Raw genomic sequence first — 25385 nt, forward strand, 5'->3', positions numbered from 1 at the left:
CAACAAGATTGTCGCGCGGAGATCCAAACGCCCCTTGCCCGGCCCTAAGCAAGTTCATGGCCCTGACAAACAAGGCCAAAGGAACCGACGCGAACGCGCTGTTGTTAAGCCACATTCCCCGGATGGCCTGCAAAAATGCATTGCAGCGCAACGCGGTTTCACATCACATACGCCCATGACACAACCAGCGATTCAATCTGACTGGAACGCCGACGGCGTTTACCTCAAGGTATCAGGTGAATTGGTGACGCAGTCACTCAGCAGCGTTGAAAACGCTTTTTCTTCTTTCAAACCTGACGGGACCTCGGTCGTACTGGATTTAACGAATGTGCAGGCCCTGGACACCGGCGGCGCCTGGCTTGTCGCCGACCTTGCGCGCCGTGTTCAGGCAACGGGGGCAGATGTTCAGTTTCAGGGTGTGACACCTGCATATTCCGACCTGATTGACACGGTTTCCAAAAACATCCCCGACGAACCGGGTGCCGCAGCACATCATCGCACCTTTGCCGACTGGGTTGAGAGTATTGGCAAACGCACTGTTGGAGGCTGGAACGACAGCCTGTCGATTCTGGGGTTTCTGGGCCTGACCTTACATCGGCTGTTCAGAACTGTCCTGATGCCGCGCCGGCTGCGCCGTGCCGCATTGGTGTCGCAGATGGAGGAGGTCGGATTCAAGGCGATCCCGATTGTGGCCTTGATGGGTTTTCTGATCGGCGTTGTTCTGGCTTTTCAAGGCGCAACGCAACTCAAGCAGTTTGGCGCCGAAATTTTTGTCGTCGAACTGATCTCAATTTCAGTCCTGCGGGAATTGGGCATTCTGCTGACGGCCATTATTGTGGCGGGTCGGTCTGGATCGGCATTCACGGCCTCGATAGGTTCGATGAAAGTGCAGGAAGAGATTGACGCGATGCGAACCTTGGGGTTGGATCCCATCGAAGTACTGGTGATCCCTCGCGTTGTCGCCCTGCTGATCATGCTGCCGATACTGGGCTTCATAGCTGACATGGCCGCCCTGTTTGGCGGAGGGTTGATGAGCTGGATCGACCTTGATGTCAGCCCGGGCATGTTTGCGACCCGGCTGAAGGAGAACACCGGCATCTGGCACTTTGCCATTGGGATGATCAAAGCGCCATTCTTTGCACTGGTCATCGGAGTCGTCGCCTGTTGGCAGGCAATGCAGGTCAAAGGCTCGGCCCAGAGCGTTGGGCAGCGCACGACCGCTTCGGTCGTTCAATCCATCTTCATGGTCATTGCGCTGGACGCCCTGTTTTCAATCTTTTTCTCTGTCATGGGGGTCTGAAATGGACGGGACACCCCTTGAGAATACCGCAAAGACCGACACAAAACGCGAGGCCGTAATTCGCGTTCGCAATCTGACCAATCAATTCGGCCCGCAAGTTGTACATCAGGATCTAAACCTAGATGTCTGGCGCGGCGAGGTTCTGGGCATCGTCGGAGGCTCTGGCACGGGCAAATCGGTTCTGTTGCGTACAATCGTCGGGCTGAACAAACCGGCAGCCGGCAGCATCGACGTGCTGGGGGTCGACGTTTTGAACGGCCCCGAACAGGAACGACAGCGTATCGAACAACGTTGGGGGGTGGCGTTTCAGGACGGCGCGCTCTTTTCGTCGCTGACTGTCCTTCAAAACGTGATGGCCCCGATGCGAGAACATACAGGGCTGAGCGAAAGCCTGATGACCGCGCTTGGTGGGCTAAAAATCAGTCTGGTAGGGCTGCCGCAATTGAGCTGCGGCAAATTTCCGTCCGAACTGTCGGGGGGGATGCGTAAACGCGCTGCACTTGCGCGGGCGCTCGCGCTGGACCCGGAAATCGTTTTTCTTGATGAACCGACAGCCGGTCTGGATCCGATTGGTGCCGCGGCCTATGACGAGTTGATCGGCGAATTGCAACACGCTCTCGGCTTAACGGTCTTTATGGTCACACATGATCTGGACAGCCTCTATGCCATTTGCGATCGCGTCGCAGTTCTTGCAGAAAAACGCGTGCTTGTTGAAGGCCCGATTGAAGAAATGACCAAAGTCGATCATCCTTGGGTTCAGGAATACTTTACGGGCCCCCGCGCGCGTGCTGCGCAAGAGAAGGGGCAAGACAGGTAGACGTTATGGAAACCCGAGCGAACTATATCCTGATCGGCGCATTTACCCTTGCGGGTATTCTCGGAGCGTTTGGGTTCTTCCTGTGGCTGGCAAAATTCGAAGTGTCGCGCCAATACGCCTACTACGACGTGCTATTCGACAACGTATCGGGCCTGTCGGCGGCCGGCGGGGTCAGTTTCAATGGTCTTCCCGTGGGTCAGGTGATCTCGTTGGATCTGGATGAAGAAGACCCATCCAAAGTGCGGGTCCGCATTGAAATTGACGCAGAAATCCCTGTCACGAACGAAACAATTGCGCAACTTCAGTCGCTGGGAGTCACAGGAGTCAGTTACGTGGAACTAACGGGGGGCTCTCCGACTGCAGAACGTCTTCCGCAAGACAGCCTGATCAAAAGCAAGCGAAGTGCGATTCAATCCTTGTTCGAAGGCGCGCCGCTGCTGCTGGAAAAAGCGATCACACTGCTTGAGGACGTCAACAAGATCGTGGATGAGAAAAACCGCGCGGCCGTATCGGATATTCTGGAAAACGTGGCACAGGCAACGGGCCAGTTGGACAAGACACTTTCAGACTTTGAATCACTTTCCTCGGACCTTGGTGGCGCCGCCAAAGAAATTTCGGCATTCTCGAAACGTCTGGATGAACTCGCCGATACTGCGGAAACCACTCTGACGACGGGAACGGATACGCTCAACAGCGTGAAAACCGCGTCTGAATCGGCAACTGAGACCCTGCAAAGCGCGAAAAACACCATCGAGTCCGCTGACCGGGTCATTCAACAGGACCTCAAACCGTTTCTTGACCGGGCGTCGACCCTGGCTGAAAATCTGACCGGTCTTTCTAACGAAGGCTCTGTGGCGCTGGCGACGGCGACGGAAACATTCCTCAACGCGAACGAGACACTGGGCTCCGTTACGGGTGCGATGGATACCGCTCAGAAAACTCTGACCTCGGCGGAACGCGCATTTGACTCGGCCAATCGCATAATTGACGAGGATGTCGGTCAGGTGATGGCAGATATCCGAAATGCGGCCAATCAGGTGGCTTCGACCGTTACCAACGTCACCGAGCGTTTGGACGAAATCTCAGACGATATCTTAAGTGCGTCACAATCCGCCTCGGAACTTTTAGGAACCATCGACGGAATCGTGCAGGACAACCGGCGTCAACTGTCCGACTTTTTGCGAGTTGGCTTGCCCCAATTCACGCGCTTCATCGAAGAGTCTCAGCGTTTGGTCGTCAGCTTGGATCGGTTGGTGGACAGGGTCGAACGGGACCCCGCTCGCTTCTTACTGGGGACCCAAGCATCGGAGTTTCGCCAATGATCAGGTCATTTCTTACCGCTCTGGCGATCGTTTCGTTGGCCGGTTGCACCGGGCTGGGCACGCTTCAGCAGGCATCCAAGCCAAACGATCTTTATCTTTTGACACCAAAAAGCACCTTTTCCTCGTCCCTGCCGCGCGTCCAAAGGCAGATCGTTGTCGAAGAGCCTTCGGCGACTGCCGCAGTCAACACGGATCAGATCGCAATTCAGCCCACCCCCTTGCAGGTGCAGTACTTATCTAGGGCCCGATGGGTAGATCGCGCGCCGCTGATCGTTCAAACTTTGTTGGTTGAGAGTTTTGAAAACAGCGGCAAAGTGGCCGCCGTCGGCAGATCAACTGTTGGCCTAAGAGCAGACTATGTTGTTGTTCCCGACCTGCGCGAATTCCAAGGTATAGTCGTAAGCGAGACCGACAATTCCTCGACCGTGCGGGTCGAGGTTCGGATGAACATCAAGATCATCGATGAGTTTGAGGACAAGATCATCGCATCTAGCTCGTTCCAGGAAAACGTCGTTGCCGCCAGTGATCAAACTGAAGACTTGGTCACAGCTTTCGATGTCGCCCTGGGCAAGACCATGCGCGACGCGGTCGAGTGGAGTATCCGTAAGATACACACCCACGCCGCAAACAATCCAAGGTCGTTCTAGACGCGATCGAAAATGGGCGCTGTCCGACAGCGCCCGTCCCAGTTCACCGACCCAATGATTGTGCAAGGCGCATCAGCGTAACGGCTTCGGCTCTGTAGCCAAAAGGGTCTTCGCCGCGCGCAGTATTGGCCAGGCGGATTGCATCATCAAAGGTCCAACCCCCAAGATACGCCCCAGCCCTCAGCAATTGTCCAAAGCCAGCAATTGCGTATGAGAACCGCACATCGTCCGTGATCTCTCCCTGCTCAGAAAGAATGGGCTGTTCGATCAAACGGCTTTGTTGCGCACCGGGTTCCTTGTAGCGCATCTTGAAGAACCCAATTTCTTCTGACCCGTTGGAAACAGCTTGCTCGCCATACCGCAACGGGCCGTTCCGGATCGCGTCAGAGCCCACCGGGGTGACTTCGTAGATTGCGGTCACGCTGTGGCCTGCGCCAATATCACCGGCATCTACCTTGTCATTCGAAAAATCCTCACGCCGCAAAGCGCGGGTTTCATACCCGATCAGGCGGTATTCGGCGATTTGCGCGGGGTTGAATTCAACCTGAATTTTCACGTCATTTGCGATCGGGAATAATGCGCCGGTCAACTGATCAACCAGAACCTTCCGCGCCTCACCCAATGTATCTATGTAAACCGCCTGCCCGTTGCCGTTTTGCGCCAATGCCTGCATCGTTGCATCATCCAGATTTCCTCTGCCAAAACCCAAAACGCTGAGATATGTGCCGCTGTCGCGCTTGCGGGCAATAAAATCCTTCAGTGCTTCGGGATCGGACAAACCGACATTGAAATCGCCATCCGTGGCCAAAAGAACGCGCGTAACCTCGCCCTCTGAACCCATGGTTTCAGCAACTTGGTAAGCCTGCTGTAATCCTGCCTGCCCCGCGGTTGATCCACCTGCCTGAAGCTTGTCCAACGCGTTCAGAATTTTAGATTTCTTTGTTGCGCTGGTCGGCGCAAGAACCTGCCCCGCACTGCCTGCATAAGTGACGATCGAGACCTGGTCTTCGGGCCGCAATTCCGCCAGCAACAGACGGAACGATTGCTTCAGCAAAGGCAGCTTGTTTGGATCCTGCATCGAACCCGATGTGTCGATCAGAAAGACCAAATTCAGAGGGGGACGATCAGCAATTTCGGGCAATGCCCCTTGGATACCGATATGAACCAATTGCGTCGCCTCGTTCCAAGGTGTCGGGCTGACGGTAATGGACGGACGAAATGGGGCGTCCCCTTTGGGCACAGGATAGCTATACGGGAAATAATTCACCATTTCTTCGACCCGAACGGCTTCAGGCGGCGGCAGGTGACCATTCAGAAGCGACGAGCGCACAATCGAATAGGAGGCCGTATCGACGTCGATCGAAAACGTGGAAACAGGATCTTCCAACGTAACCTTAAGTGGATTTGTCTCCCCGTTCGAAAACGCTTCGGTGTTCTGTTCAATCCGGGTACTGAGCGAGCGCTCTGCCGGCACAGCGACGATTGCTGGCGCTTCCATCACCGCACCCCTACCGATCCTGATGGTCGACTGGTCTGCTTGCGACAAAGCAGTTTCCTGTCGTTTGCTTGTCGCGACAGGTTCGGATGCTTCATCTAACAAGACTTCTGGTGATTGCGACGGAGCGACTTCTTCGCGATCCAATTCGGCGACAGGTTGCGGTAGGTGGTCTTCAACCCGAAAACTGGGCTGGACGACAGTGTCCCGCGTCTGGGGCAGGATGACGACCAATGCGACAGCGGCGATGGCCGTTGTCGCCGTTAGAACTCCACGGTGAGACAGGGCATTCAACATCAACTTAGCTCCTTCTGACAGGCGGACCAACGGGCCTCGCTTGACAGTGGGACGTTTCGTGGCGCCCGTTCCTTGGGCTGCCACGAAGTTTTCCTGAGCCAAAGCCACATTTGCGGCCCGCCGATTGGCGTCGGGCGTTGGGGTGGCCGCATCCATCATGGATATCAGCTTGTCCAAATCATCTGTCATCGGCCAGCTCCTCATCTCGCATGGCGCGGAGACGTCTTCGGATTTCAGACATCCGCCAGGACACAGTGCTTTCAGAGACACCCAGCACATCAGCGGCCTGAGCATGGGTCAGTTCGTCTTCCAGCGTTAACGCCAAAGTGTCTTGTAACTCCGTCGGCAACGCCCGCATTGCGCGCTGCAACCAGTCGACGGCCTCTGCGGTCTCGGCTGCCTCGGCCCGTCGCATCTGTTCGACATCCCCCCAGCCATCTGCAGCGCGGCTACGGCTGGCACGCTTTCGCCTCGCGTCTTCAGCAGCGTTTACGACCACTCGATAGAGCCAAGTCGTAAATCGCGCATCCCCGCGAAACCCCGTGATCTTGGCTGGTAGTGTCAGGCAGATGTCCTGCGTCAAATCCTCGGCTTGGTCGGCGCGTCCGGACAGGCGAAACGCCAGCCGGAATATCCGGTCGTAATGGCGCTCTAACAGGGCGGCAAACGCGTTCGCGTCACCGTTGGCGGCGGCCATTGCCAGATCCTCATCCGAAGTACTCATGCGCATCACGAATGGTAAGACGGATCACAAAGGTCAATCCTTGGCGGTTCTTGAAAAAATCAGAACCGGGATGCATGTGCCAAGTCCCAATCAGCCTTGAACTCGGCAGGGATCGACTCCGTCAGCAGCGCCCCCTCCTCCAGAAATGTGTAGAGTTCCCCATACGAATGCTCTCGCTCATCTGCGGTTCGGCGTCGAATGTCCGACGGGCGCAATTCTGACACCGTGCTTTTGCCCATGGCGCCCAACAGCTCACGGAAGCTCTCGAGCGTGGCGTCATGATACCTGTACACGCGTTGGCGTTTCTGAGGAACATTCACCGCACGCCCCCGCACCGGATCCTGCGTTGCCACACCGGACGGGCAGCGATTGGTATTACAGTGCAGGGCCTGAATGCATCCGACTGCAAACATCATTGCACGGGCGGCGTTGCACATGTCTGCTCCGAGAGCGAATTTTTCCACCATATCATACCCGGTGGCCACTTTGCCCGAGCAGATAATCCGTATTTTATCTCGCAATCCGACGCCGCGCAGGCAGTTGTTCACGAAGATCAGCGCTTCGTTCAACGGCATCCCCAACCTGTTGGTAAACTCAACAGGGGCTGCGCCCGTACCCCCCTCGGACCCGTCAATCGTGATAAAATCCGGCAGGATTTCAGTTTCCAGCATCGCCTTGCAAATCGCCATGAATTCTGAAGGGCGACCAATGCATAGCTTGAACCCGATAGGCTTGCCATCCGACATGTCCCGCAGGTGCTGAACAAACTCCAACAGCCCGGTCGGTCCGTCAAAGGCAGAATGAATGGGCGGAGAGATTACGTCCTGATGCAGCGGAACGCCGCGAATATCAGCGATTTCCTGATCTACTTTTGCCGCAGGCAATACGCCGCCGTGCGACGGCTTCGCCCCCTGAGACAGCTTGATCTCAATCGCTTTGACAACGGGATTTCGGGCCTTTTCAGCGAATTTGTCTTTGTCGAAAGCACCCTCATGAGTCCGGCACCCAAAATAGCCAGTACCGATCTGCCAGATGATGTCTCCACCTTCGGCCAAGTGATGCGGCGACAACCCCCCTTCACCCGTGTTATGAGCGAACCCACCGTCCTTGGCACCGCCATTCAGTGCCCGAATTGCATTCGCACTAAGCGCCCCGAAACTCATGGCCGAGACATTCAAGCGGGACGCACTATAAGGTTGTTTGCATTGCGGACCGCCCAATGTAACGCGCTCTTCGCTTTCCGGTACGTCTTTGGGGGCCAGAGAATGATTTGCCCGGTGATAACCGACGGTCATGATGTCATATTGGGTGCCGAAGGCCTGAGTATCGACCTGACCTTTCGCCCGTGAATACACCAGACCCCGGATAATTCGGTTGAAGGGTCGACCGCTTTCATTGGTCTCAACAAAATACTGGCGGATTTCAGGGCTTACAAATTCCAACATGTAACGGAAGTGGCCCAGAACAGGGTAATTGTTCAGGACGTTGTGCTTGGTAGTCAGCATGTCGTAAAGCCCGATCACCGCATAAGGCACCAGTATCACCAGCAACCAATAGGCAGGCGGCCAGAAGTAACCCCAGAGCAGAGTTAACGGCAAGCAAACATAGCTGAGGATGTAATAGAGTCTGCGTACAATCATCTTGCTCTCCGATACCGCCATAGTCTTACCCAATCGTTGAGCAGATCCACGTTTGCTTGCAAGAGTTTACGCCGCACTTCACAAAAAAGGGCTTCATTGTGAAGTCGGGTCTTCTGTTGATCAGGTTGTTTGCTGTCTGTATCTGGAAAGACAGGTAAATTTGGGCGGGATCATTGGCTGTAAAAAAGACGCGACCAGCGTTTCGGACTTGGGCCCTTATGTTTTTGGCCGTATTTGTCGGCGGGGCCGCTGGTTCGCTGTTGCGAGAAAGCCTTTCAACGACGATCCCGGGTGCCCCGGTTTTTACCGCGACCTTCGGGATCAATGTCGCGGCGTGTTTCGTTCTGGGTTGGCTTTATTCGATCCGACATCGCGTTCATGCTCATGTCCTGCATTTTGGCGCCGTCGGGTTCTGCGGCGGGTTGTCCACCTTCTCGTCTTTTGTCCAAGAGCTCGAGCGTCTGGCGGAAACCAGCGTCGCGAACGCAGCAACCGCCGCCGGGCTAGAAGTCGTCATCGGTATCACAGCGGCCATCCTTGGCGAATGGATCGGACGGCACACCCTTGACCAGAGGTCAGGTGAATGAGCGACCTGTTCCTTCACGCGATGTTTGGTCTGGGCGGAGGGTTGGGTGCTGTTTTGCGCCATGCAATCGCATTGATAATCCGGCACGATCTTCCAGTTTCAACGCTGATCGTCAATGTGCTGGGAAGCCTAATTTTGGGTTTGTGGATCGGCTATCTTGGGGGTCCCGCCGATATGGGCGAACACGAAAGGCGATTGGTCTTTGGCTTTTGTGGCGGGTTCACGACGTTTTCCAGTTTCGCCTATCAATCACTGGAACTGAGACGAGAGCGCACGATTGCACTGGCCGCAGGCAACATCTTCCTAAGCATCATACTGTGTTGGTCAGCCCTTTGGCTGGGGCTTGTCATCACCCGCTAATGGGCGTGCACAGCGGCCTGCGCCCCCGGCTTGGGAGCCCTGCAGAACAACAGCAATGGTATCGTCGCCAACGCCAACAAACCCAAATTGTTGAATACGGTCAGATAAGAAATCAACTCGGCCTGCCGAGAAACCTCCTGACCGAGAATTGCCGCGCCCTCTGCGCTGTCCGGCGTCAAACCAAGCGGTTCCAGATAGTTTTGCGCAGCAGTACTGTACGGCGTTACGTTTTGGCCCAGCACCGATGTATTGGTCTGCAATCCGCGAACGACCCATGTTCCAACCAAAGAAATTCCAACCGATGATCCAAGCTGTCGTGTGACATTGAACAGACCCGAAGCCTCGTCTTGGCGCGCTTGCGAAATGCTCTCAAACGCCAGAATAGACATGGGGACAAACACAAGACCCATGCCCAACCCGCTTACCGCGCCTGGCCAGGCCAACTGCCAGAACCCCGCGTCCAGATTAAGCGCACCAAGCATGAAATTCCCAATAGCGGTCAAGAGCATACCAAGCCCGGCCAGAACACGTGGATCGAACCGGGATGACAAAACAGCGCCCGTCAAAACCATTGAAGCGCCCGCCGCAATGCCTCGGGGGATGAACAGATGGCCGGACTCGATAACCGGATAGTCCAACAAGTTCTGTACAAAGGTTGGCAATATGGCAATGCCACCAAACAGCGAGATAGCAAATCCTGCGATTACCAGATTGCAAAGGGCAAAGTTTCGGTCTGCAAAAAGGCGAAGGTCGACAACCGGCGTTTTCGAGGACAGGCCGTGAACAAGGAACCCAAGCGCGCCCAGAACCGAAGCAATCAGTGCAATCTGAATGACGCGCGAGGACAGCCAGTCCTTGGTTTCCCCTTGATCCAGAACAAATTGCAAGCCACCGATCCCAATCGCCAACAACGCAAGACCTTTCCAATCGATCCGCACATCTTCGGTTTCGTCGTCAGGCAATTCTCCGGCCAATAGCAACAACGCCATCGCCGCAACCGGCAGATTTACGAAAAACACCATTCGCCACGAGAAATACTCGGTCAATATCGCGCCAATCGTTGGACCAAGTACCGGTGCAACGACAACCCCAAGCCCAAAGACGGCCATGGCCTGTCCTCGTTTCTCGCGCGGGAAGGCATCGAACAAGATGGACTGCGACAAGGGAATTAGGAAAGCCCCGAACATGCCTTGTGCCAACCGGAAGGCCACAATCGTTTCCAAGCTCCAGGACAGCCCACACATGACCGACATGGAGGCAAAACCGATCACAGCCGACAGTATCAATCGCCGCCGTCCTACCCTGCGGGCTACGAACCCAGTCAGGGGCATGACAATAACGGCCGAGACAATATAGCTGGTCAGAATCCACGTTGCCTGATCGGTGGTTGCGCCGAAAGCTGCTTGAATATGAGGCAGCGCGACATTGACGATCGTGCTGTCCAACACCTCGAGAATGGCGCTCAGCACCACGGCGACGACGATCACCCGATTGACGTGGCCTGCGGTCGAAGGTGTCATTCCTCGACCTGATCCGAAGTCGTATCTACCGTGACCTTTGTGCTGCCTCCTGCGCGCAAGGGGGCCTCTGTTGGATCAAGTTTGACCCGCACTGGAAAGCGGCGCGTGACCTTGACCCAGTTACCAGTGGCATTCTCGGAAGGCAGTAATGAAAACGTATCTCCAGATCCGCGGCCAATGGATTCAACTGTCCCGCTAAGTGTCACCCCCGGGAGCATGTCGATTTGAATTGTTACAGGCTGTCCGGACTTGATACGTGACAGAGACGTTTCCTTGAAATTTGCGTCCACCCACCATTCTGAGGATTCAACAATCGAAAACTGAGGCGCGTTTGCGGGCACGGCGGAGCCGGGGCGCAATGTCAGGTTCGCGATCCATCCATCCGCAGTTGCAAAAACTTTGGTCCAGGCAAGATTGGCCTCGTCAATCTCCAACTGTGCCCGAGCGGACAGAACATCGTCCTGTTTGGCCTGCAAACCGCTTTGCAATGCCAACAGACTTGATTGACTGGTTGTCAGCCGGGCAGAGACTTGCGCGAAATCCGATGTCGCCTGATCCAAGGACGCCTGCGCCAGATCGCCGGTCGCAAAAAGGGCCTTGGAACGTTCAAGATTTTTCTTGGATGTTTCCAAGGCCGACTGTGCAGACGCAACCAAAGCTTCGGCTGCAACGATCTGAGTGGCGTAGGATTCCGCCTGTTGTTCGGCGCTGCCAAGATTTGCCCTGGATTGATCCACCGACGCGCTGAACTGGGTGTCGTCAATTGTAAACAGCAAGTCGCCGACCTTGACTGCTTGATTTTCTACGACCGCAACCTCGTCCACCCGCCCCGTGACCTGAGCGGCCACATTCACGATATTGGCCCCCACATAGGCATCCTTGGTTGACGGGTACCGTTCTTGATGGCGCCAGAACAGTAGCAGGCCAACGCCCACTGCAATCAGCATTGCCACCGCCGCGACGGCTTTAAAGGATTTCATTTTGACGGTCTCCGTTTTTGATCGCGGTTTGGTCACATTGGAATGGTATGCATACGGACCGCCAGGTTGCCCATGATCCAGACTGTTCCAACGATGATGATCAGAAGGACCAGCGTTGAAAACAGCACCAGGTCAAGGTCTTCGCGGCTACTGCGCCGACGGTCGATATGAAGAAAATAAACCAGTTGAACGACAAGTTGCGCCAGCCCAAGAAGGCCGATTGCCAGATAGACCCCTTTTGTTTCGATCCCAAAAACATAGGCGATAGAAAAGACGGCTATCGTCAGAAAAAGGGAACCGCCGTAACCAATGACGTAACGCCGCCGCTCGCGCCTGTGCATTTCGCTGCGTCTATCCATAGGTCAGACCTCCGAAATAAACGATCGTAATGATCCCGATCCAGATCAGATCAAGGAAATGCCAAAACAGCGCCAGCCGAACTACGCGCGACATCAGCAAATCTGTCAGTCCCATCAGTCGCAATTGGATGCCCAAAACAATCAGCCACAGACACCCGGCGGCGACGTGCAGACCGTGCAGCGGTACAAGACCATAAAACGCGGACAGAAACCCGCTGCGCTGCGGGATGCCGCCTTTTTCCGCCATGGCGACAAAGTCCCGGATTTCCAGCACCAGAAAGCCGAGCCCCAGAGCCAAGGTCACGCCAAACCACAGCACGATACGCGAACGCGGCAGGTTGTATTTCAGGGCCAACATCGCCAGCCCGACCGTCAGGCTGCTTGTCAGAAGGATCAGGGTTTGCGCAAAGATGCTTCTTAGATCAAACAGCTCATGCGGTCCCGGCCCGCCTGCCTGAGCGTCGATCATGGTGATATATATGGCGAACATCAGCCCGAAATAGACTAGATCGCTCATCAGGAAGACCCAAAAGCCGAAGGTGACAACTTCGCTGGCCTTGTCAGCACCCGGATGCCGACGACCAAGGTTCAGGCCGGGATAACTGTGTGTCGGTGCGCGCTTCATGTGGCGACCTCCAGGTCCGGACCAGCACGCCCCCGATTTTCCGAAGAGATTTCAAAGTCACGATTGATGGGGGCAGAGGCGTGGACAAGATCCAGCCAGGCCTCATGCTCCTGTTGAACCTGCGCGGCTGGAATAACCATTTCGATGTCCGTTTTGAACGTCCACGCAACGAAAGACAACAACATCAGAATGGTGACCAACGCCGCCAACCACCAGATCCACCAAACCAAGGCAAACATCCAAACGCCGCTGAGAACGCAGAGTATGAATCCGATCCGCGTATTACGTGGAAGGGTGATGTCCTCATAGGCTTCGGGAGCCGGGTAAGCCTCGCCCCTTTCCTTTGCGGCGGCAAAGTCATCGCGGTCGGTGACATGCGGAATAATGGCAAAGTTGTAAGGCGGAGGGGGTGCGGGAATTGACCATTCCAGCGTGCTGGCATCCCACGGGTCGCCAACTGGGACGCGGGTTTTCTCGCGGTCCCGAATGCTGACCCACAATTGAACCACCACAGCAAGCAGGGCGGACAAAATAACCAGAGACCCCAAAACGGCCACGATCATATATGGGTGAAAACTCGGGTCTTCCCAACTGAAAGACCGGCGCGGCATTCCCATCAGGCCGACAAAGTACAGGGGCAGGAATGTCAGCATGAAGCCAACTGTCCACAGGACAACCGTGATACGACCCCAGGTTTCGTTCAGGCGGAACCCGAAGGCTTTGGGGAACCAGTAATTGTACCCTGCCAGCAGGCCAAACAGAACCCCGGGCAGCAGGACGTTGTGGAAATGGGCAACCAGAAACAGGGTGTTGTGAACCTGATAATCCACGGTCGGGTTTGCAAGGATCACGCCTGAAAGCCCCCCGATGACAAAGAGCATAAGGAACGCCAAACCATAGAGCATCGGCACCGAAAACCGAATACGGCCCCGGAACAGGGTCGCCATCCAGTCATACACTTTTACCCCGGTGGGGATAGCGATCAGCATGGTCGCAATACCAAAGACCGCATTGATCAGCGCACTTTGACCCATTGTGAAAAAGTGGTGTAGCCAGACGGTGAAGGACAGCACCGCAATGGACATCGTCGCGATGACCAAGGAATTGTAGCCGTAAAGCCGCTTGGCCGAGAATGTCGCGAATACCTCGGAATAAATTCCGTATGCGGGAAGAACCAGCAAATAAACCTCGGGGTGCCCGAACAGCCAGAACAGGTTGGCATAGTTCATCATGTTGCCGCCAAGGTCATTGGTGAAGAAATGAAAATCCAGATACCGGTCGGCGGCCAGCATCAAGGCCGCGACACCCAGCGGCGGCATCGCAAAAACGATCAGGATCGAGCTGCAGATAATCGTCCAGCAATACATCGGCAAACGCATGAATTTCATGCCCGGCGCACGCAGTTTGTAAATCGTCACCGCGAAATTGATCCCGGTCAGCGTCGTCCCGATCCCGGAAACAACGATTGCCCAAATCCAGTAGTCCGGCCCAACTCCGGGATTGAAAGCGGCACCCGTATAGGGCGGGTAAGCCGTCCAGCCCCCGGTCGAGAATTCACCGACAAGCAAAGAAACCATCAGCATCATCCCGGCCGAGACCGTCAGGCCAAGACTGATCTGGTTCATTACAGGAAATGCGACGTCACGCGCACCAATCATCAGGGGAACCAGAAAGTTCGCCAATCCAAAGACAAAGGGCACCGCCACGAAAAAGATCATGATGGTGCCATGCGTGCTGAACAATTCGGCAAAGTGTTCGGCTTCAAGAAACCCGTCGCCGGGACCCGCTGCTTGTTGCGCGCGCATGACCACGCCTTCAAGGACCCCGCGCGCCAGCATCACGATCGCGAAGACAATATACATGATGCCGATTTTCTTGTGGTCTGCGCTTGTCAGCCAATCGCGCCAAAGCGGTCCCCAAAGGCGGAACCATGTCAGGGCGCCGACAACAACCAGAATACCGACGATCACAACACCCGCAGCGGCATTGGCGACGATTTCGTTCGCGTTCGGAGTCTGAATAAGGCCCGCCAGAGGGAACGACTCCCAGCTTAGCCGGCCAAAGAAACCCGTATCCGCAGAACTCATTGCTGCGCCTCCTGCCCGTATTCTGCCGTTCCCGGCTGTTGATCTGCGGGCAACGGTTCTTCGTGGTGGTATCGGTGCAGGATTGTCTGAAACAAATCCGCGCCTTCTGTGGTGAAATACAGCGCATTATCCGGCATATCAGATGTACCCAAAGCGGCCTGCACCTCATCCCGGTCCGTGCGCATGGCCAATGTTCGGTATGTGTCTGCGTTCAGGGGAATCCCGTTGGCCCGAACGGTGTCCACCCAATCGGAGAATGCGTCTGGCTGCATGGCCAGGGTCTGAAACTTCTGCTTGGTGAAGCCCCGGCCATTATATTGTGTATTTTCACCCTGCATGGTCGCCGGGGCGTCAGCCACAACATGCAGTTTGGTTGTCATTCCCGGCATGGCATAGATCTGGCCTGCCAGAGCGGGAATCATGAAAGATTGCATCACGGTGTCCGTGGTCAACGTCATCGCAATCTGCTGTTTGACGGGTATCCCCATCTCGCCGACGCTGGCGATGCCTAGGTCCGGGTAGATAAACAGCCATTTCCAATCCAATCCCACGACCTGCACATTTAAGGCAGGTGTTTCACCAAAGGGCGCGGTGTACGGATCCAAGCGATGGGTGGCTTTCCAAAGATAGAAGGACAATAAGGCCACGATCAGAACCGGAATACCCCACATGACGAATTCAAGAGGGGACGAGAAGTCCCAGTTTGGCCGATACGCGGCGGCACCTTCTTTGCGTCGCCGGTAACGCACGGCAATCAAGGGTACCAGAACCAGAACAGGCAAAACCGCCAGCATGATCAGGACCGTCGCGCGCAGCAGGTGAAGCCTCTGAACCTCGGCGATTGGGCCACGTGGATTCAGGAAACTGTCACTCGCCCAGGCTGCGTGCGAGCAAAGAGCGAAAACTGTGATCGCAATCCCAAGTGTCTGCCACACGTTTGTGAACCTGATAGTGGCCACTCCTGTCTGTCCTTTCCTGCCTTTGTTTACAGGCAACTATCGGCAGACTTCCGAGTTTTCTCAAGGTTTTTCGTAACCGGGGATTGTCCTGCACCCGGTATGATCAACCGCGGAATTACGCGCAGACAATTGCCGTCAGACGTCAGTGTTGACTTGCCGCAATCCTCGGGCGACACCTTATGCACATGCGTTGGCTTATCGTGATATTTGGCCTCTGGTGTCTTCCTACAAACGCAACCGCACTGGACCGCGGAGCGGTCGAGCAGCAATTCCAGACGTGGTTATGGGAAACCGTTTGGCCGCAAGCCAAAGCCAAAGGTGTTTCCCGACGCACAATGGAGCGCGCCTTTAACGGCGTCACTCTTAATTGGAAACTGCCGGATCTGGTCCCTCCGGGTGGGACACAAAAAGTACCTAAACAGCAGAAACAGGCCGAATTCGGCTCACCTGCACGGTATTTCAAGGCCAACACGGTGCAGGGCGCAACATCCGTTGGCCGAAAGATGGCACAGCGCCACTCGACAACCCTCGCCCAGATTGAGGTCAGAACCGGCGTTCCATCACACATCATTCTGGCCATCTGGGGGCGGGAAAGCGGATATGGTCAGGTCCCGATCCGGCACAATGTCTTTGAAGTGCTAGGAACAAAGGGGTTCATGAGTACCAGGTCAGAATACTTCGCGGGCGAGCTCATCTCGGCATTGCAAATCGCCGAAGTAGGGCATGCGCCGCCGGGTGAAATGAAAAGCAGTTGGGCCGGTGCGCTGGGGCAACCACAGTTCATGCCGTCAAGCTTTTTGACCTTTGCGGCGGACGGCAATGGCGACGGACGATCCGATATTTGGACATCGCCCGAGGATACGATGGCATCTATTGCGAACTATCTGGCGCAACATGGCTGGGTGTCCGGTCGCGACTGGGGATTCGAGGTTTCTGTGCCAAAGTCCATATCCTGCGCCCTTGAAGGGCCGGATCAGGGACGCCCAATACAGGACTGGGCAGAGATGGGGGTTTCCAGAGTTTCGGGCAAACCTTTCCCGCAACATGAGCTTTCTGACGAAGGATTCCTGATGATGCCCGCAGGACGAAGTGGCCCGGCCTTTCTGGTGACGCCGAATTTCTATGTTCTGAAGGAATACAACAAAAGCGATCTTTATGCCCTTTTCGTCGGCCATGTCGGGGACCGGATTGAATACGGTGTCGGCAACTTCCATGGTCAGTGGGGCAAAGTGGGTGATCTCTATCGTTCGGACATCGCAGCTATGCAGCGCGCCCTTGAACATAAGGGGCATGACGTTGGCGGTGCGGACGGCCTTGCGGGATTCAAAACCCGTCGTTCGATCGGGCGCTGGCAGGAAGCGACCGGTCAGGTGCCCACCTGTTTCCCTGCTGCACATATGAAAACAACCCTAAGCCGTTAGCGATTCGCGATTTGAGAGGCTGTTTGCTAAAAGGCTTACGCTGCGTCAAGCGTCACCCTGCGCTGCCACCGTTCACGAAAATGTTAAGAACGCATCTAGTTTCATCATAATATTTCCGGCGCCACGCCGTTTCCTTCACAATTCGCATACAACTGCCTAATTTGCGGGCAGAGGCTTTAACCTTTTTTTAAATAATGCCAACGTCGGCTTCAGTGAAAGGCGACTTTTGCAACCACGTTCCCGACTGAAAACCGAAAGACTGCGGCGCAGCCCATTTTGCGAACCAATTCAGCAATTTTCGGACTTGTACCACATGCTTTCGCAGTCGGACAAACAAGGCGGCTCTCTGCCATCTTGTTGGGATGGCCAACAATGCCGCCAAAAAACGGGAGTAAAAATATGAACAAACATATTCGGACAACGCTGGCGGGGCTGCTGACCTCGACCATGATCACCGGCGCGGCACTGGCCGCCGGAACGCACCCTGAAACCGGCGAAGCATTGGCGGATGATCAGACATTCACCTATCGTATTCTGGACGAACACAGCTCGGTCGACCCGCAGGTCGTCGAGGACGTATCGGGTGCCGAGATTGTGCGCGACCTGTTTGAAGGGCTGATGAACCAGGACGAAGACGGTAATCTGGTTCCTGGCGTCGCCACCGAATTCACCACCAACGATACCAAAGACGTCTATACGTTTACCCTTCGCGATGACGCCAAGTGGTCCAACGGCGACCCGGTAACCGCTGGCGACTTTGTCTTCGCATGGAAACGCGCCGTCGATCCAGCGCTGTCGTCGCCCTACGCCTGGTTCATGGAACTGATGTCGATTGAAAACGCGGCTGAAATCATTGCAGGCGATAAACCTGTGGATGAGCTGGGCGTCACCGCCATTGACGACCACACGCTTGAGGTCAAACTGAGCGCCCCTCTGCCTTATTTCGCGCAGATGACCACGCATTCCACGACCTTCCCTGCCCCGCAGAAAGTCATCGAAGAGTTTGGCGACGCGTGGACCAAGCCTGAAAACATCGTCTCGAACGGGGCTTATGTTCTGACCGAACACCTGCCGCAAGAACGCTCGGTTCGTGAGCGTAACGAGATGTACTGGGACAACGACAACACCATCGTCGACAAGGTTGTCGCATTGGTCATCAACGACGAAAACGTCGCCCTGACCCGTTATCTGGCTGGTGAACTGGACCGCACCGAGGTTCCCGCAGGTCAGTTCCCACGCCTGCAGAAAGAGCACCCGGAAGAGGCCATCAGCTTCCCGCGCCTGTGCAACTATTACTACACGTTCAACCTATCCGACGGCGGCCCCGAAGCGTTCAAAGACCCGAATGTCCGCCAAGCGCTGTCGCTGGCGGTAGATCGCAAGATCATCACGGAAAACATCATGGCAGGTGGCCAGCCGCAGGCTTACACCTTTGCCCCTGAGGCGACCGCCGGGTTCACGGTTCCCGAAGTAGAAATGGCCTCGATGTCTCAGCAGGAACGCGACGAATTGGCCAAGGAATTGCTGGCTGCCGCAGGTTACGGTCCTGACAATCCACTGAGCTTTGAGATGGTCTACAACACCTCGGAAGCTCATAAGAAGGTCGCGGTGGCGCTGAGCCAGATGTGGAAGCAGAAGCTGGGTGTAAACGCCGAACTCGCCAACATGGAATGGAAGATCTTCCTGGAAGAGCGCGGCAACCAGAACTTCGATCTGGCCCGTGGCGCTTGGTGTGGCGACTATAACGAAGCCTCAACCTTCCTGGACCTGCTGCAATCGGACTCTGGCTACAACGACGGCAAGTATAACAATGCCAAAGTTGACGAGCTTTTGGCCCAAGCCAAAACGTCGGACGATGCCGCGCCTCTGTATACCGAGGTCGAGCGGATCATCGCACAAGAGACCCCTGTAATCCCGATCTATCACTATGCTGGCGTCTACATGATGGACAGCGACGTCGGGAACTGGCCGGTCAATAACGTAGAGCAGAACTGGTACTCCAAGAACCTCTACAAAATCGCTGAATAATCATCTGTTGATCACGCTTTGCCCCGGAGAGTTCTTTGGGGCAAAGCCAATAATTGGGGGCATGAAATGCTTGCCTATATCGTCCGGCGGTTGCTGATCGCCGTCCCAACGATCCTATTGCTGATCGTTGCAAGTTTCTTTTTGATGCACTTCGCACCCGGTGGACCCTTCACGTCAGAGCGGCCACTGCCGCCGGCGGTTCTGGCCAATATCGAGGCGCGGTACGGGCTGGACCAGCCATTGTGGAAACAGCTTTGGGACTATCTGTACAACATCGTCGTACATTTCGATTTCGGCCCGTCCTTCAAGTTCAAGGACCGCGACGTGAATGACATCATCGCTCAGGGCTTTCCGATTTCGTTGACCTATGGCTCGCTGTCTTTCCTTGTCGCGACGTCCGTGGGTGTCAGCCTTGGGATCGCTGCTGCGATCAAACACAACAGTTGGATCGACTATTTCGCAGTTGGTCTGGGGATAGCGGCACAGGCGCTGCCGAACTTCATCATGGGGCCGATCCTGATACTGACATTCACCCTTTGGCTGGGTTGGTTGCCCGGGGGCGGATGGAACGGCGGGCAATGGCCTTACCTGATCATGCCGGTGATCGCTCTGGCGACCTCTTACATGGGGTCGATCGCCCGGATCACCCGGTCTTCGATGCTGGAAGTTCTGAACTCGAACTTTATCCGCACCGCGCGCGCCAAGGGCTTGCCGACAAGAACCGTCATTTGGCGGCACGCTCTGAAACCCACGCTTCTACCGGTCGTATCCTATCTTGGGCCAGTTTTTGTTTACGTTCTGACCGGTTCGGTCTTTGTCGACATCTACTTTTCAACCGGTGGGTTGGGACAAGCCTATGTGGGGTCCGCCCTATCACGAGACTATGCCGTGCTTCTGGGCGTCACGATCCTGTATGGCGTTCTGACCGTGCTGGTGAACCTGCTGACCGACCTGGCCTATGCCTGGTTCGATCCGAAAATTCGTTACTGAGGGGCCGGCAATGCTTGGAAAATCACAAAAAGCCGCGCATCTGGCCGAGGATATCACCGACTATACGGTCATTCAGGGCCGCTCGCTCTGGCAGGACGCGCGTATGCGGTTTGTCCGGAACAAGGCTGCAATGGCCAGTCTGTTCATTCTGGGTCTGATCGTTCTGTTCACTCTTATCGGGCCTTATTTTGCTGTGTGGAACAACGAAGAAATCGACTGGAATGTCATGGGTGACGTCCGGGGCATGGGGATGCCTTCGGTCGAGACCGGGCATTTCTTTGGCGTCGATGATCTGGGGCGCGACCTGTACAGCCGTGTCATTCAGGCGACCACCACATCGCTTTTGGTGGGGCTGATCGGGGCCGCGACCGCGCTGATCGTAGGAACCTGCTATGGGATTGCGGCTGGGTATATCGGTGGCCGCACCGACGGCATCATGATGCGCTTCGTTGACATCTTGCTGGCGATCCCGGCCACGCTTGTCATCATCCTGCTTCTGGTTGTGGCGGGCCGGTCGTTCTTTATGCTGTTCATCGCCCTAGGCGCGGTGGGGTGGTTGACAATGGCGCGGATCGTTCGCGGGCAGACACTAACCCTGAAAAACCGCGAATTCATTGAGGCCGCACGCGCCGCTGGCGTTAGTGAGTTCACCATCATGTATCGCCACATCCTGCCGAACCTGTTGGGTGTTGTGATTGTCTACGCCTCGTTGCTGGTGCCCGAGATGATCCTGACCGAAAGCTTTATCTCGTTCCTGGGTTTGGGAATTTCGGAACCCTATACCTCACTCGGCCGTCTGATCGCCGAGGGTGCTGGTACTATGGGCTATGGAACCCTCTGGCAATTGATGTTCCCCCTGACATTCTACGTCGCCATCATCATCACGATGTTCTTCATCGGCGATGGCCTGCGTGACGCCTTGGACCCGAAGGATCGCTGATATGAGTCTGTTTTCTGTAAAGGACCTGAGCGTGCAATTCGATACACCGGATGGTGTTGTCGAAGCCGTCAAGGGCATCAGCTTTGACATCAATCCAGGCGAGTGTTTGGGCATCGTTGGCGAAAGCGGATCGGGTAAAAGCCAGACGTTTATGGCTGCGATGGGGCTGCTGCCTCCGGCCGGGCGCGCCAGCGGGTCGGCTTTGCTGAATGGCAAGGAAATCCTGAACCTGCCCGTGAACAAGCTGAACCAGATTCGGGGCGACGACGTTGGCATGATCTTTCAGGATCCGCTGACCGCATTGACTCCGCATTTGCGGATCGGCCAGCAAATGCGCGAAGTGCTACAGGTTCACGAAGGCTTGCAAGGAAACGCAGCCCGTGCCCGGTGTCTTGAATGGCTGGATCGTGTTCGCATCCCCGAGGCAAAGCGACGTCTGGACCAATACCCGCATGAACTGTCGGGCGGCATGCGTCAGCGTGTCATGATCGCAATGTCGATGCTGTGTAGTCCCAAACTGCTGATCGCGGATGAACCGACAACGGCACTGGATGTAACGGTTCAGGCGGACATTTTGGACCTGATGGTCCGCCTGCAGAAGGACGAAGGCACGGCCATCGCCCTGATCACGCATGATATGGGTGTTGTTGCGCGTATGTGCGACCGTATTCAGGTGATGCGTCTGGGACAGTTTGTCGAAGCTGGCGACACGCGTGAAATCTTTCGCGCACCGCAGCACGAATACACACGTACCCTGCTGGAAGCGATGCCGCGCATTGATGCTGGGGACGCACCCAAGGCGCTTGGTAAAACCGAAGAACCTTTGCTTAAGGTCGATGACGTCAAGGTGCACTTCCCAATCCATGTCTCTGGCGGCCTGTTCGGACGCAAGGTACCTTTGAAAGCCGTTGATGGTGTGACCTTCGACATCCGCAAGGGCGAAACCTTGGGAGTCGTAGGTGAGTCGGGCTGCGGCAAGTCGACATTGGCGCGCGCCGTACTACAGCTTATAGAACCCAGCGGCGGTAATGTCAGTTGGCTGGGTCATCCCATCGTTGGACTAAAGCGGGCGGAACTGAACAAATACCGCAAGGATTTGCAGATCGTGTTCCAAGACCCGCTGGCCAGTCTGGATCCCAGAATGACAATCTCAGCTTCGATCGCTGAACCACTTAAGACCTATCGCCCCGACCTGACAGAGCGGGAGCGTAAGAAGATGGTTGCCGAGATGATGGAGAGGGTTGGCCTGAAAGCAAACATGATCAACCGCTATCCGCATGAACTATCCGGCGGCCAAAACCAAAGGGTCGGTATCGCGCGGGCGATGATCAACAAGCCCAAGCTGATCATTTGTGATGAGGCCGTATCCGCGCTGGACGTTTCGATTCAGGCCCAGATTGTCGAATTGTTGCGCGAACTCCAGCAGGAGTTTGGCCTGTCGATGATCTTCATCAGCCACGACTTGTCCGTGGTTCGTGCCGTATCAAACCGGATCATGGTTCTGTATCTCGGCCGGATCGTCGAATTGGGTGATGGTGAGGCCATTTGTTCCGAACCTATTCACCCGTACACCAAGTCCTTGATCTCGGCGGTGCCAATCCCGGACCCGGATGTCGAGCGTAGCCGCCAGAGGCTTAAACTGCCGGGTGAACTTCCTTCACCAATGGATCCGAAAGCGGCGTTGAGGTTCCTGCCCAGCCGTTTGTCTGCAGGGCAGACAGACTATGTGCCTCAATTAAACGAGGTGAAGCCCGATCATTTCGTGGCCGAACACGATCCACTTGAGGCAATCATGGCCAACGCGTAAGCAAAGACGCCCGACACCTGTCTACAGGCTTCGGGCGTTTTTCAATTCCGCCTAGGGATTGAACAAATCAATCAGATAGTAGGCAAACAATATTCCACTATTTGATATTATTGTTTCCTTTTTGGCATAAATACTCAGCTTTCCCGCTGCATGTTGCCGCAGTTCATTTTGACTCCCAATCTTCGTGATGGCACCATTTCCCATGACGCAGCATCCTGCATCAAACGGCGTTGATCATTCTGCGCGCACAGCCTAAGACGAAGCCACGAGAGCAAAGCGATTTTCGGGCAAATTTTTTTTAACTTGAGAGGTAACATGGCACGCAAGGTCACCAAGGCGATTTTTCCAGTTGCGGGTCTGGGTACACGCTTTTTGCCAGCAACTAAATCCGTCCCCAAAGAGATCATGACGCTGGTCGACCGGCCACTGGTTCAATATGCGATCGACGAGGCGCGTGCGGCCGGTATCACCGAGTTTATTTTCGTAACTTCGCGGGGAAAATCCGCGCTAGAAGACTATTTCGACCACAACCACATCCTTGAGCAAGAACTAAAGGCCAAAGGCAAGACAGACCTTCTTGAAACACTCAATGCCACCAACATGGAAAGCGGAGCGATTGCCTATATCCGCCAGCACAAGGCGCTGGGTCTTGGGCACGCCGTGTGGTGCGCGCGCCGCCTGATCGGGGACGAGCCTTTTGCCGTTATGCTGCCAGACGACGTGATCGCCGCCGACAAGCCCTGTTTGCAGCAGATGGTCGAAGCCTACCAAGAAACCGGCGGCAATATGGTTGCGGCCATGGAAGTTCCGCATGAAAAAACCCAATCTTATGGTGTGCTGGATGTTGGTGAGAATATCGGATCCGTCGTGCGCACCCGGGGCATGGTGGAAAAACCCAAACCAGAGGACGCGCCGTCCAACCTGGCCGTGATCGGGCGCTATATCCTGGGACCATCGGTTCTGTATAACCTGAACCAGAAGAAAAAAGGCAGCGGTGGCGAAATCCAGCTTACCGATGCGATCGCCGAAGATATCGGAAACGGTGTTCCGGTTTTTGGCTACAAGTTCGAAGGTCAGCGTTTTGACTGCGGCTCAAAGTCCGGCTTCCTGCAGGCAACGGTCGCATATGCACTGTCTCGCGAAGATCTGCGTGACGACCTGCGTGAATACATTCACGAAGTGATCTCTTCGGACAAGGCGGCTCAGTAACGGCCGCCTAACGTACACGGTTACCTATGTCCAAGCGCCGGGCTGGTGGCAGAAACTGAAACCTGCCCCGTGCCGACCGGGTCCAATCCCCAAGAATTAACGATTCTTTTCTGATGCGTTCGTGCAAGTCGGGAAGGATTCACATCTCTGCACTCACTGTGGCCCGCATTGCGTATGTCATTTCGACAGCCACAGGAGGACCCCGTGTCACAAAACTCACCCCGACTGGACTTGCCATTTATTCAACAGTCGCAAGCGCAGAAACACGTCACGCATAATGAAGCACTCAGGAAACTGGACGTCATCGTACAGTTGAGCGTCGCCTCGGCAGGCGCAATCAATCCTCCGCCCGCACCGGATCAGCGAGAAGTTCACGCTCTGGGGGCGGCGCCTACGGGTGACTGGGCAGGGCAAGCTGGCAAACTGGCCGCGTGGCTGGACAATGCGTGGCATTTCGTAAGCCCCGTATCAGGATGGCGCGCATGGGATGAAAGCCAATCCCGGCTGATCGTCTGGGACGGGTCAGATTGGGTGGATGCCCCTATTGCAACCCAAAACCTGAAAGGGATTGGTATTTCCGCGACATATGACGAGACAAACCGGCTGCCGTTCGGTCTGCCGCGTCGTTGCTCAGCCATGATGGGCTAGGTCATCAGTTGAAGATCAACAAGGCCAACGCGGCCGAAACTGCATCTTTGCTGTTTCAATCGAATTGGACAGGGCACGCAGAAATGGGGCTGTCCGGCAGCACAGGATTTTCCATCAAGGTCTCACCAGACGGAAGCAACTGGACCGACGCACTCAGCTTTGACCCGGCCTCTGCCATTGCAAGCGGTGCAGCCGTTCAAAACAGTTCAGATGATACAACGCCGGGTCGCCTGATGCGCGCAGACTTCGGCTACGGCCCCGGCAACCTGTTGGGCACAGTATCTTCAAATGGCGACGTACCGACCGGAGCGGTCATTGAACGCGGAACAACACCTGACGGGGACTATTTTCGGTTTGCAGACGGCACGCAAATCTGCACCGCGACACTGAACCCGACTTCCTGCACAGCGTCAGACGGTTCTCTGTTTGCCAACGGGACCGACGTCTGGTCGTTTCCGATTGCATTTGCAGCGGGCTCCACTCCAGTTATCAGCGGTAGTGGCAGCACCACCACCCTGTAGGTGCGCTCATAACGCTGCGCTCCTGCTATTGATTTCGTTCATCAATTTCAAGTGTGCTTGCCCATAACTTTGCGCCGTATTTGCGCACAATTTTGCACGATTT

The 25385-nt window shown here is 55.6% G+C and carries 23 protein-coding genes; 14 read left to right on the forward strand and 9 right to left on the reverse strand.

What is annotated here, in order from left to right:
- Positions 1 to 175 precede the first annotated feature (175 nt).
- From GOX75_RS17260 to GOX75_RS17275, 4 genes are read left to right on the forward strand one after another with little or no spacing between them, the layout of a single operon-like run.
- Entirely contained in the window at positions 176 to 1300 is a 1125-nt protein-coding gene (locus GOX75_RS17260) for an ABC transporter permease (RefSeq protein ID WP_171125159.1), read from the forward strand.
- Between the two features lies 1 nt (position 1301).
- A complete protein-coding gene (locus GOX75_RS17265) occupies positions 1302 to 2117 on the forward strand; it encodes an ABC transporter ATP-binding protein (protein WP_171123405.1) in 816 nt (271 codons plus the stop codon).
- Positions 2118 to 2122: 5 nt separating this feature from the next.
- Positions 2123 to 3439, forward strand: a complete 1317-nt coding sequence (locus GOX75_RS17270; protein ID WP_171125162.1) for an MlaD family protein — start codon at positions 2123 to 2125, stop codon at positions 3437 to 3439.
- Positions 3436 to 4086, forward strand: coding sequence for an ABC-type transport auxiliary lipoprotein family protein (locus GOX75_RS17275; RefSeq protein WP_171123408.1), 651 nt, complete (start codon positions 3436 to 3438; stop codon positions 4084 to 4086). The genes GOX75_RS17270 and GOX75_RS17275 overlap by 4 nt, the downstream gene beginning before the upstream one ends.
- Before the next feature lie 43 nt (positions 4087 to 4129).
- On the opposite strand, the gene GOX75_RS17280 is transcribed toward GOX75_RS17275, so the two are convergent.
- The 3 genes from GOX75_RS17280 to GOX75_RS17290 are packed head-to-tail and all read right to left on the reverse strand — an operon-like array spanning position 4130 to position 8242.
- Positions 4130 to 6067, reverse strand: coding sequence for a VWA domain-containing protein (locus tag GOX75_RS17280; protein ID WP_171125164.1), 1938 nt, complete (start codon positions 6065 to 6067; stop codon positions 4130 to 4132).
- Positions 6057 to 6602: an RNA polymerase sigma factor gene (locus tag GOX75_RS17285; RefSeq protein ID WP_171125166.1), complete on the reverse strand. Its 546-nt coding sequence runs from the start codon at positions 6600 to 6602 to the stop codon at positions 6057 to 6059. Before GOX75_RS17285 ends, GOX75_RS17280 begins: the two co-directional genes overlap by 11 nt.
- A 59-nt stretch (positions 6603 to 6661) precedes the next feature.
- The gene (locus GOX75_RS17290; RefSeq protein ID WP_171125168.1) at positions 6662 to 8242 is read right to left on the reverse strand and encodes an FMN-binding glutamate synthase family protein; all 1581 of its coding nucleotides are present in this window, start codon (positions 8240 to 8242) and stop codon (positions 6662 to 6664) included.
- A gap of 218 nt (positions 8243 to 8460) precedes the next feature.
- Between GOX75_RS17290 and GOX75_RS17295 the strand changes: the two genes are divergently transcribed.
- Entirely contained in the window at positions 8461 to 8829 is a 369-nt protein-coding gene (locus GOX75_RS17295) for a CrcB family protein (protein ID WP_171125170.1), read from the forward strand.
- Complete coding sequence (locus GOX75_RS17300; RefSeq protein ID WP_171125172.1) at positions 8826 to 9188, forward strand: CrcB family protein; 363 nt, start codon at positions 8826 to 8828, stop codon at positions 9186 to 9188. Before GOX75_RS17295 ends, GOX75_RS17300 begins: the two co-directional genes overlap by 4 nt.
- Here GOX75_RS17300 and GOX75_RS17305 read toward each other — a convergent pair.
- From GOX75_RS17305 to GOX75_RS17330, 6 genes are read right to left on the reverse strand one after another with little or no spacing between them, the layout of a single operon-like run.
- Positions 9185 to 10708 (reverse strand): DHA2 family efflux MFS transporter permease subunit, encoded by a 1524-nt coding sequence (locus tag GOX75_RS17305; protein WP_171125173.1) that lies wholly within the window; start codon positions 10706 to 10708, stop codon positions 9185 to 9187. The two genes, GOX75_RS17300 and GOX75_RS17305, sit on opposite strands and share 4 nt — an antisense overlap.
- On the reverse strand, positions 10705 to 11688 hold the full coding sequence (locus GOX75_RS17310; protein ID WP_171125175.1) for an HlyD family secretion protein: 984 nt from the start codon (positions 11686 to 11688) through the stop codon (positions 10705 to 10707). The genes GOX75_RS17305 and GOX75_RS17310 overlap by 4 nt, the downstream gene beginning before the upstream one ends.
- A gap of 32 nt (positions 11689 to 11720) precedes the next feature.
- Complete coding sequence (locus GOX75_RS17315) at positions 11721 to 12047, reverse strand: cytochrome o ubiquinol/quinol oxidase subunit IV (RefSeq protein WP_171125178.1); 327 nt, start codon at positions 12045 to 12047, stop codon at positions 11721 to 11723.
- The gene (locus tag GOX75_RS17320) at positions 12040 to 12672 is read right to left on the reverse strand and encodes a cytochrome c oxidase subunit 3 (protein ID WP_171125180.1); all 633 of its coding nucleotides are present in this window, start codon (positions 12670 to 12672) and stop codon (positions 12040 to 12042) included. The genes GOX75_RS17315 and GOX75_RS17320 overlap by 8 nt, the downstream gene beginning before the upstream one ends.
- Positions 12669 to 14759: a cbb3-type cytochrome c oxidase subunit I gene (locus tag GOX75_RS17325; RefSeq protein ID WP_171125182.1), complete on the reverse strand. Its 2091-nt coding sequence runs from the start codon at positions 14757 to 14759 to the stop codon at positions 12669 to 12671. The genes GOX75_RS17320 and GOX75_RS17325 overlap by 4 nt, the downstream gene beginning before the upstream one ends.
- Positions 14756 to 15718 carry a cytochrome ubiquinol oxidase subunit II gene (locus GOX75_RS17330; protein ID WP_254428835.1) on the reverse strand — a complete coding sequence of 321 codons (963 nt, stop codon included), beginning with the start codon at positions 15716 to 15718 and terminating at the stop codon, positions 14756 to 14758. Before GOX75_RS17330 ends, GOX75_RS17325 begins: the two co-directional genes overlap by 4 nt.
- Positions 15719 to 15903: 185 nt before the next feature.
- Here GOX75_RS17330 and GOX75_RS17335 point away from each other — a divergent pair, with 185 nt between their 5' ends.
- The 8 genes from GOX75_RS17335 (at position 15904) to GOX75_RS20410 (ending at position 25282) form a co-directional block, all read left to right on the forward strand.
- On the forward strand, positions 15904 to 17139 hold the full coding sequence (locus GOX75_RS17335) for a lytic murein transglycosylase (RefSeq protein WP_254428836.1): 1236 nt from the start codon (positions 15904 to 15906) through the stop codon (positions 17137 to 17139).
- Positions 17140 to 17538: 399 nt separating this feature from the next.
- Positions 17539 to 19167: a peptide ABC transporter substrate-binding protein gene (locus GOX75_RS17340; RefSeq protein ID WP_171123430.1), complete on the forward strand. Its 1629-nt coding sequence runs from the start codon at positions 17539 to 17541 to the stop codon at positions 19165 to 19167.
- Between the two features lie 66 nt (positions 19168 to 19233).
- On the forward strand, positions 19234 to 20157 hold the full coding sequence (oppB, locus tag GOX75_RS17345; protein WP_171123432.1) for an oligopeptide ABC transporter permease OppB: 924 nt from the start codon (positions 19234 to 19236) through the stop codon (positions 20155 to 20157).
- Positions 20158 to 20167: 10 nt separating this feature from the next.
- Entirely contained in the window at positions 20168 to 21097 is a 930-nt protein-coding gene (locus GOX75_RS17350) for an ABC transporter permease subunit (protein ID WP_170389022.1), read from the forward strand.
- 1 nt (position 21098) lies between these two features.
- Positions 21099 to 22904: an ABC transporter ATP-binding protein gene (locus tag GOX75_RS17355; protein ID WP_171125186.1), complete on the forward strand. Its 1806-nt coding sequence runs from the start codon at positions 21099 to 21101 to the stop codon at positions 22902 to 22904.
- A gap of 315 nt (positions 22905 to 23219) precedes the next feature.
- The gene (galU, locus tag GOX75_RS17360; RefSeq protein WP_171125188.1) at positions 23220 to 24113 is read left to right on the forward strand and encodes a UTP--glucose-1-phosphate uridylyltransferase GalU; all 894 of its coding nucleotides are present in this window, start codon (positions 23220 to 23222) and stop codon (positions 24111 to 24113) included.
- 204 nt (positions 24114 to 24317) lie between these two features.
- Positions 24318 to 24761 (forward strand): DUF2793 domain-containing protein, encoded by a 444-nt coding sequence (locus GOX75_RS20405; protein WP_371808190.1) that lies wholly within the window; start codon positions 24318 to 24320, stop codon positions 24759 to 24761.
- An 8-nt stretch (positions 24762 to 24769) separates the two neighbouring features.
- Positions 24770 to 25282, forward strand: coding sequence for a hypothetical protein (locus tag GOX75_RS20410; RefSeq protein WP_254428838.1), 513 nt, complete (start codon positions 24770 to 24772; stop codon positions 25280 to 25282).
- Positions 25283 to 25385: the final 103 nt, after the last annotated feature.

It is taken from the genome of Ruegeria sp. HKCCD7251 (assembly GCF_013031165.1).
Classification (GTDB): Bacteria; Pseudomonadota; Alphaproteobacteria; order Rhodobacterales; family Rhodobacteraceae; genus Ruegeria.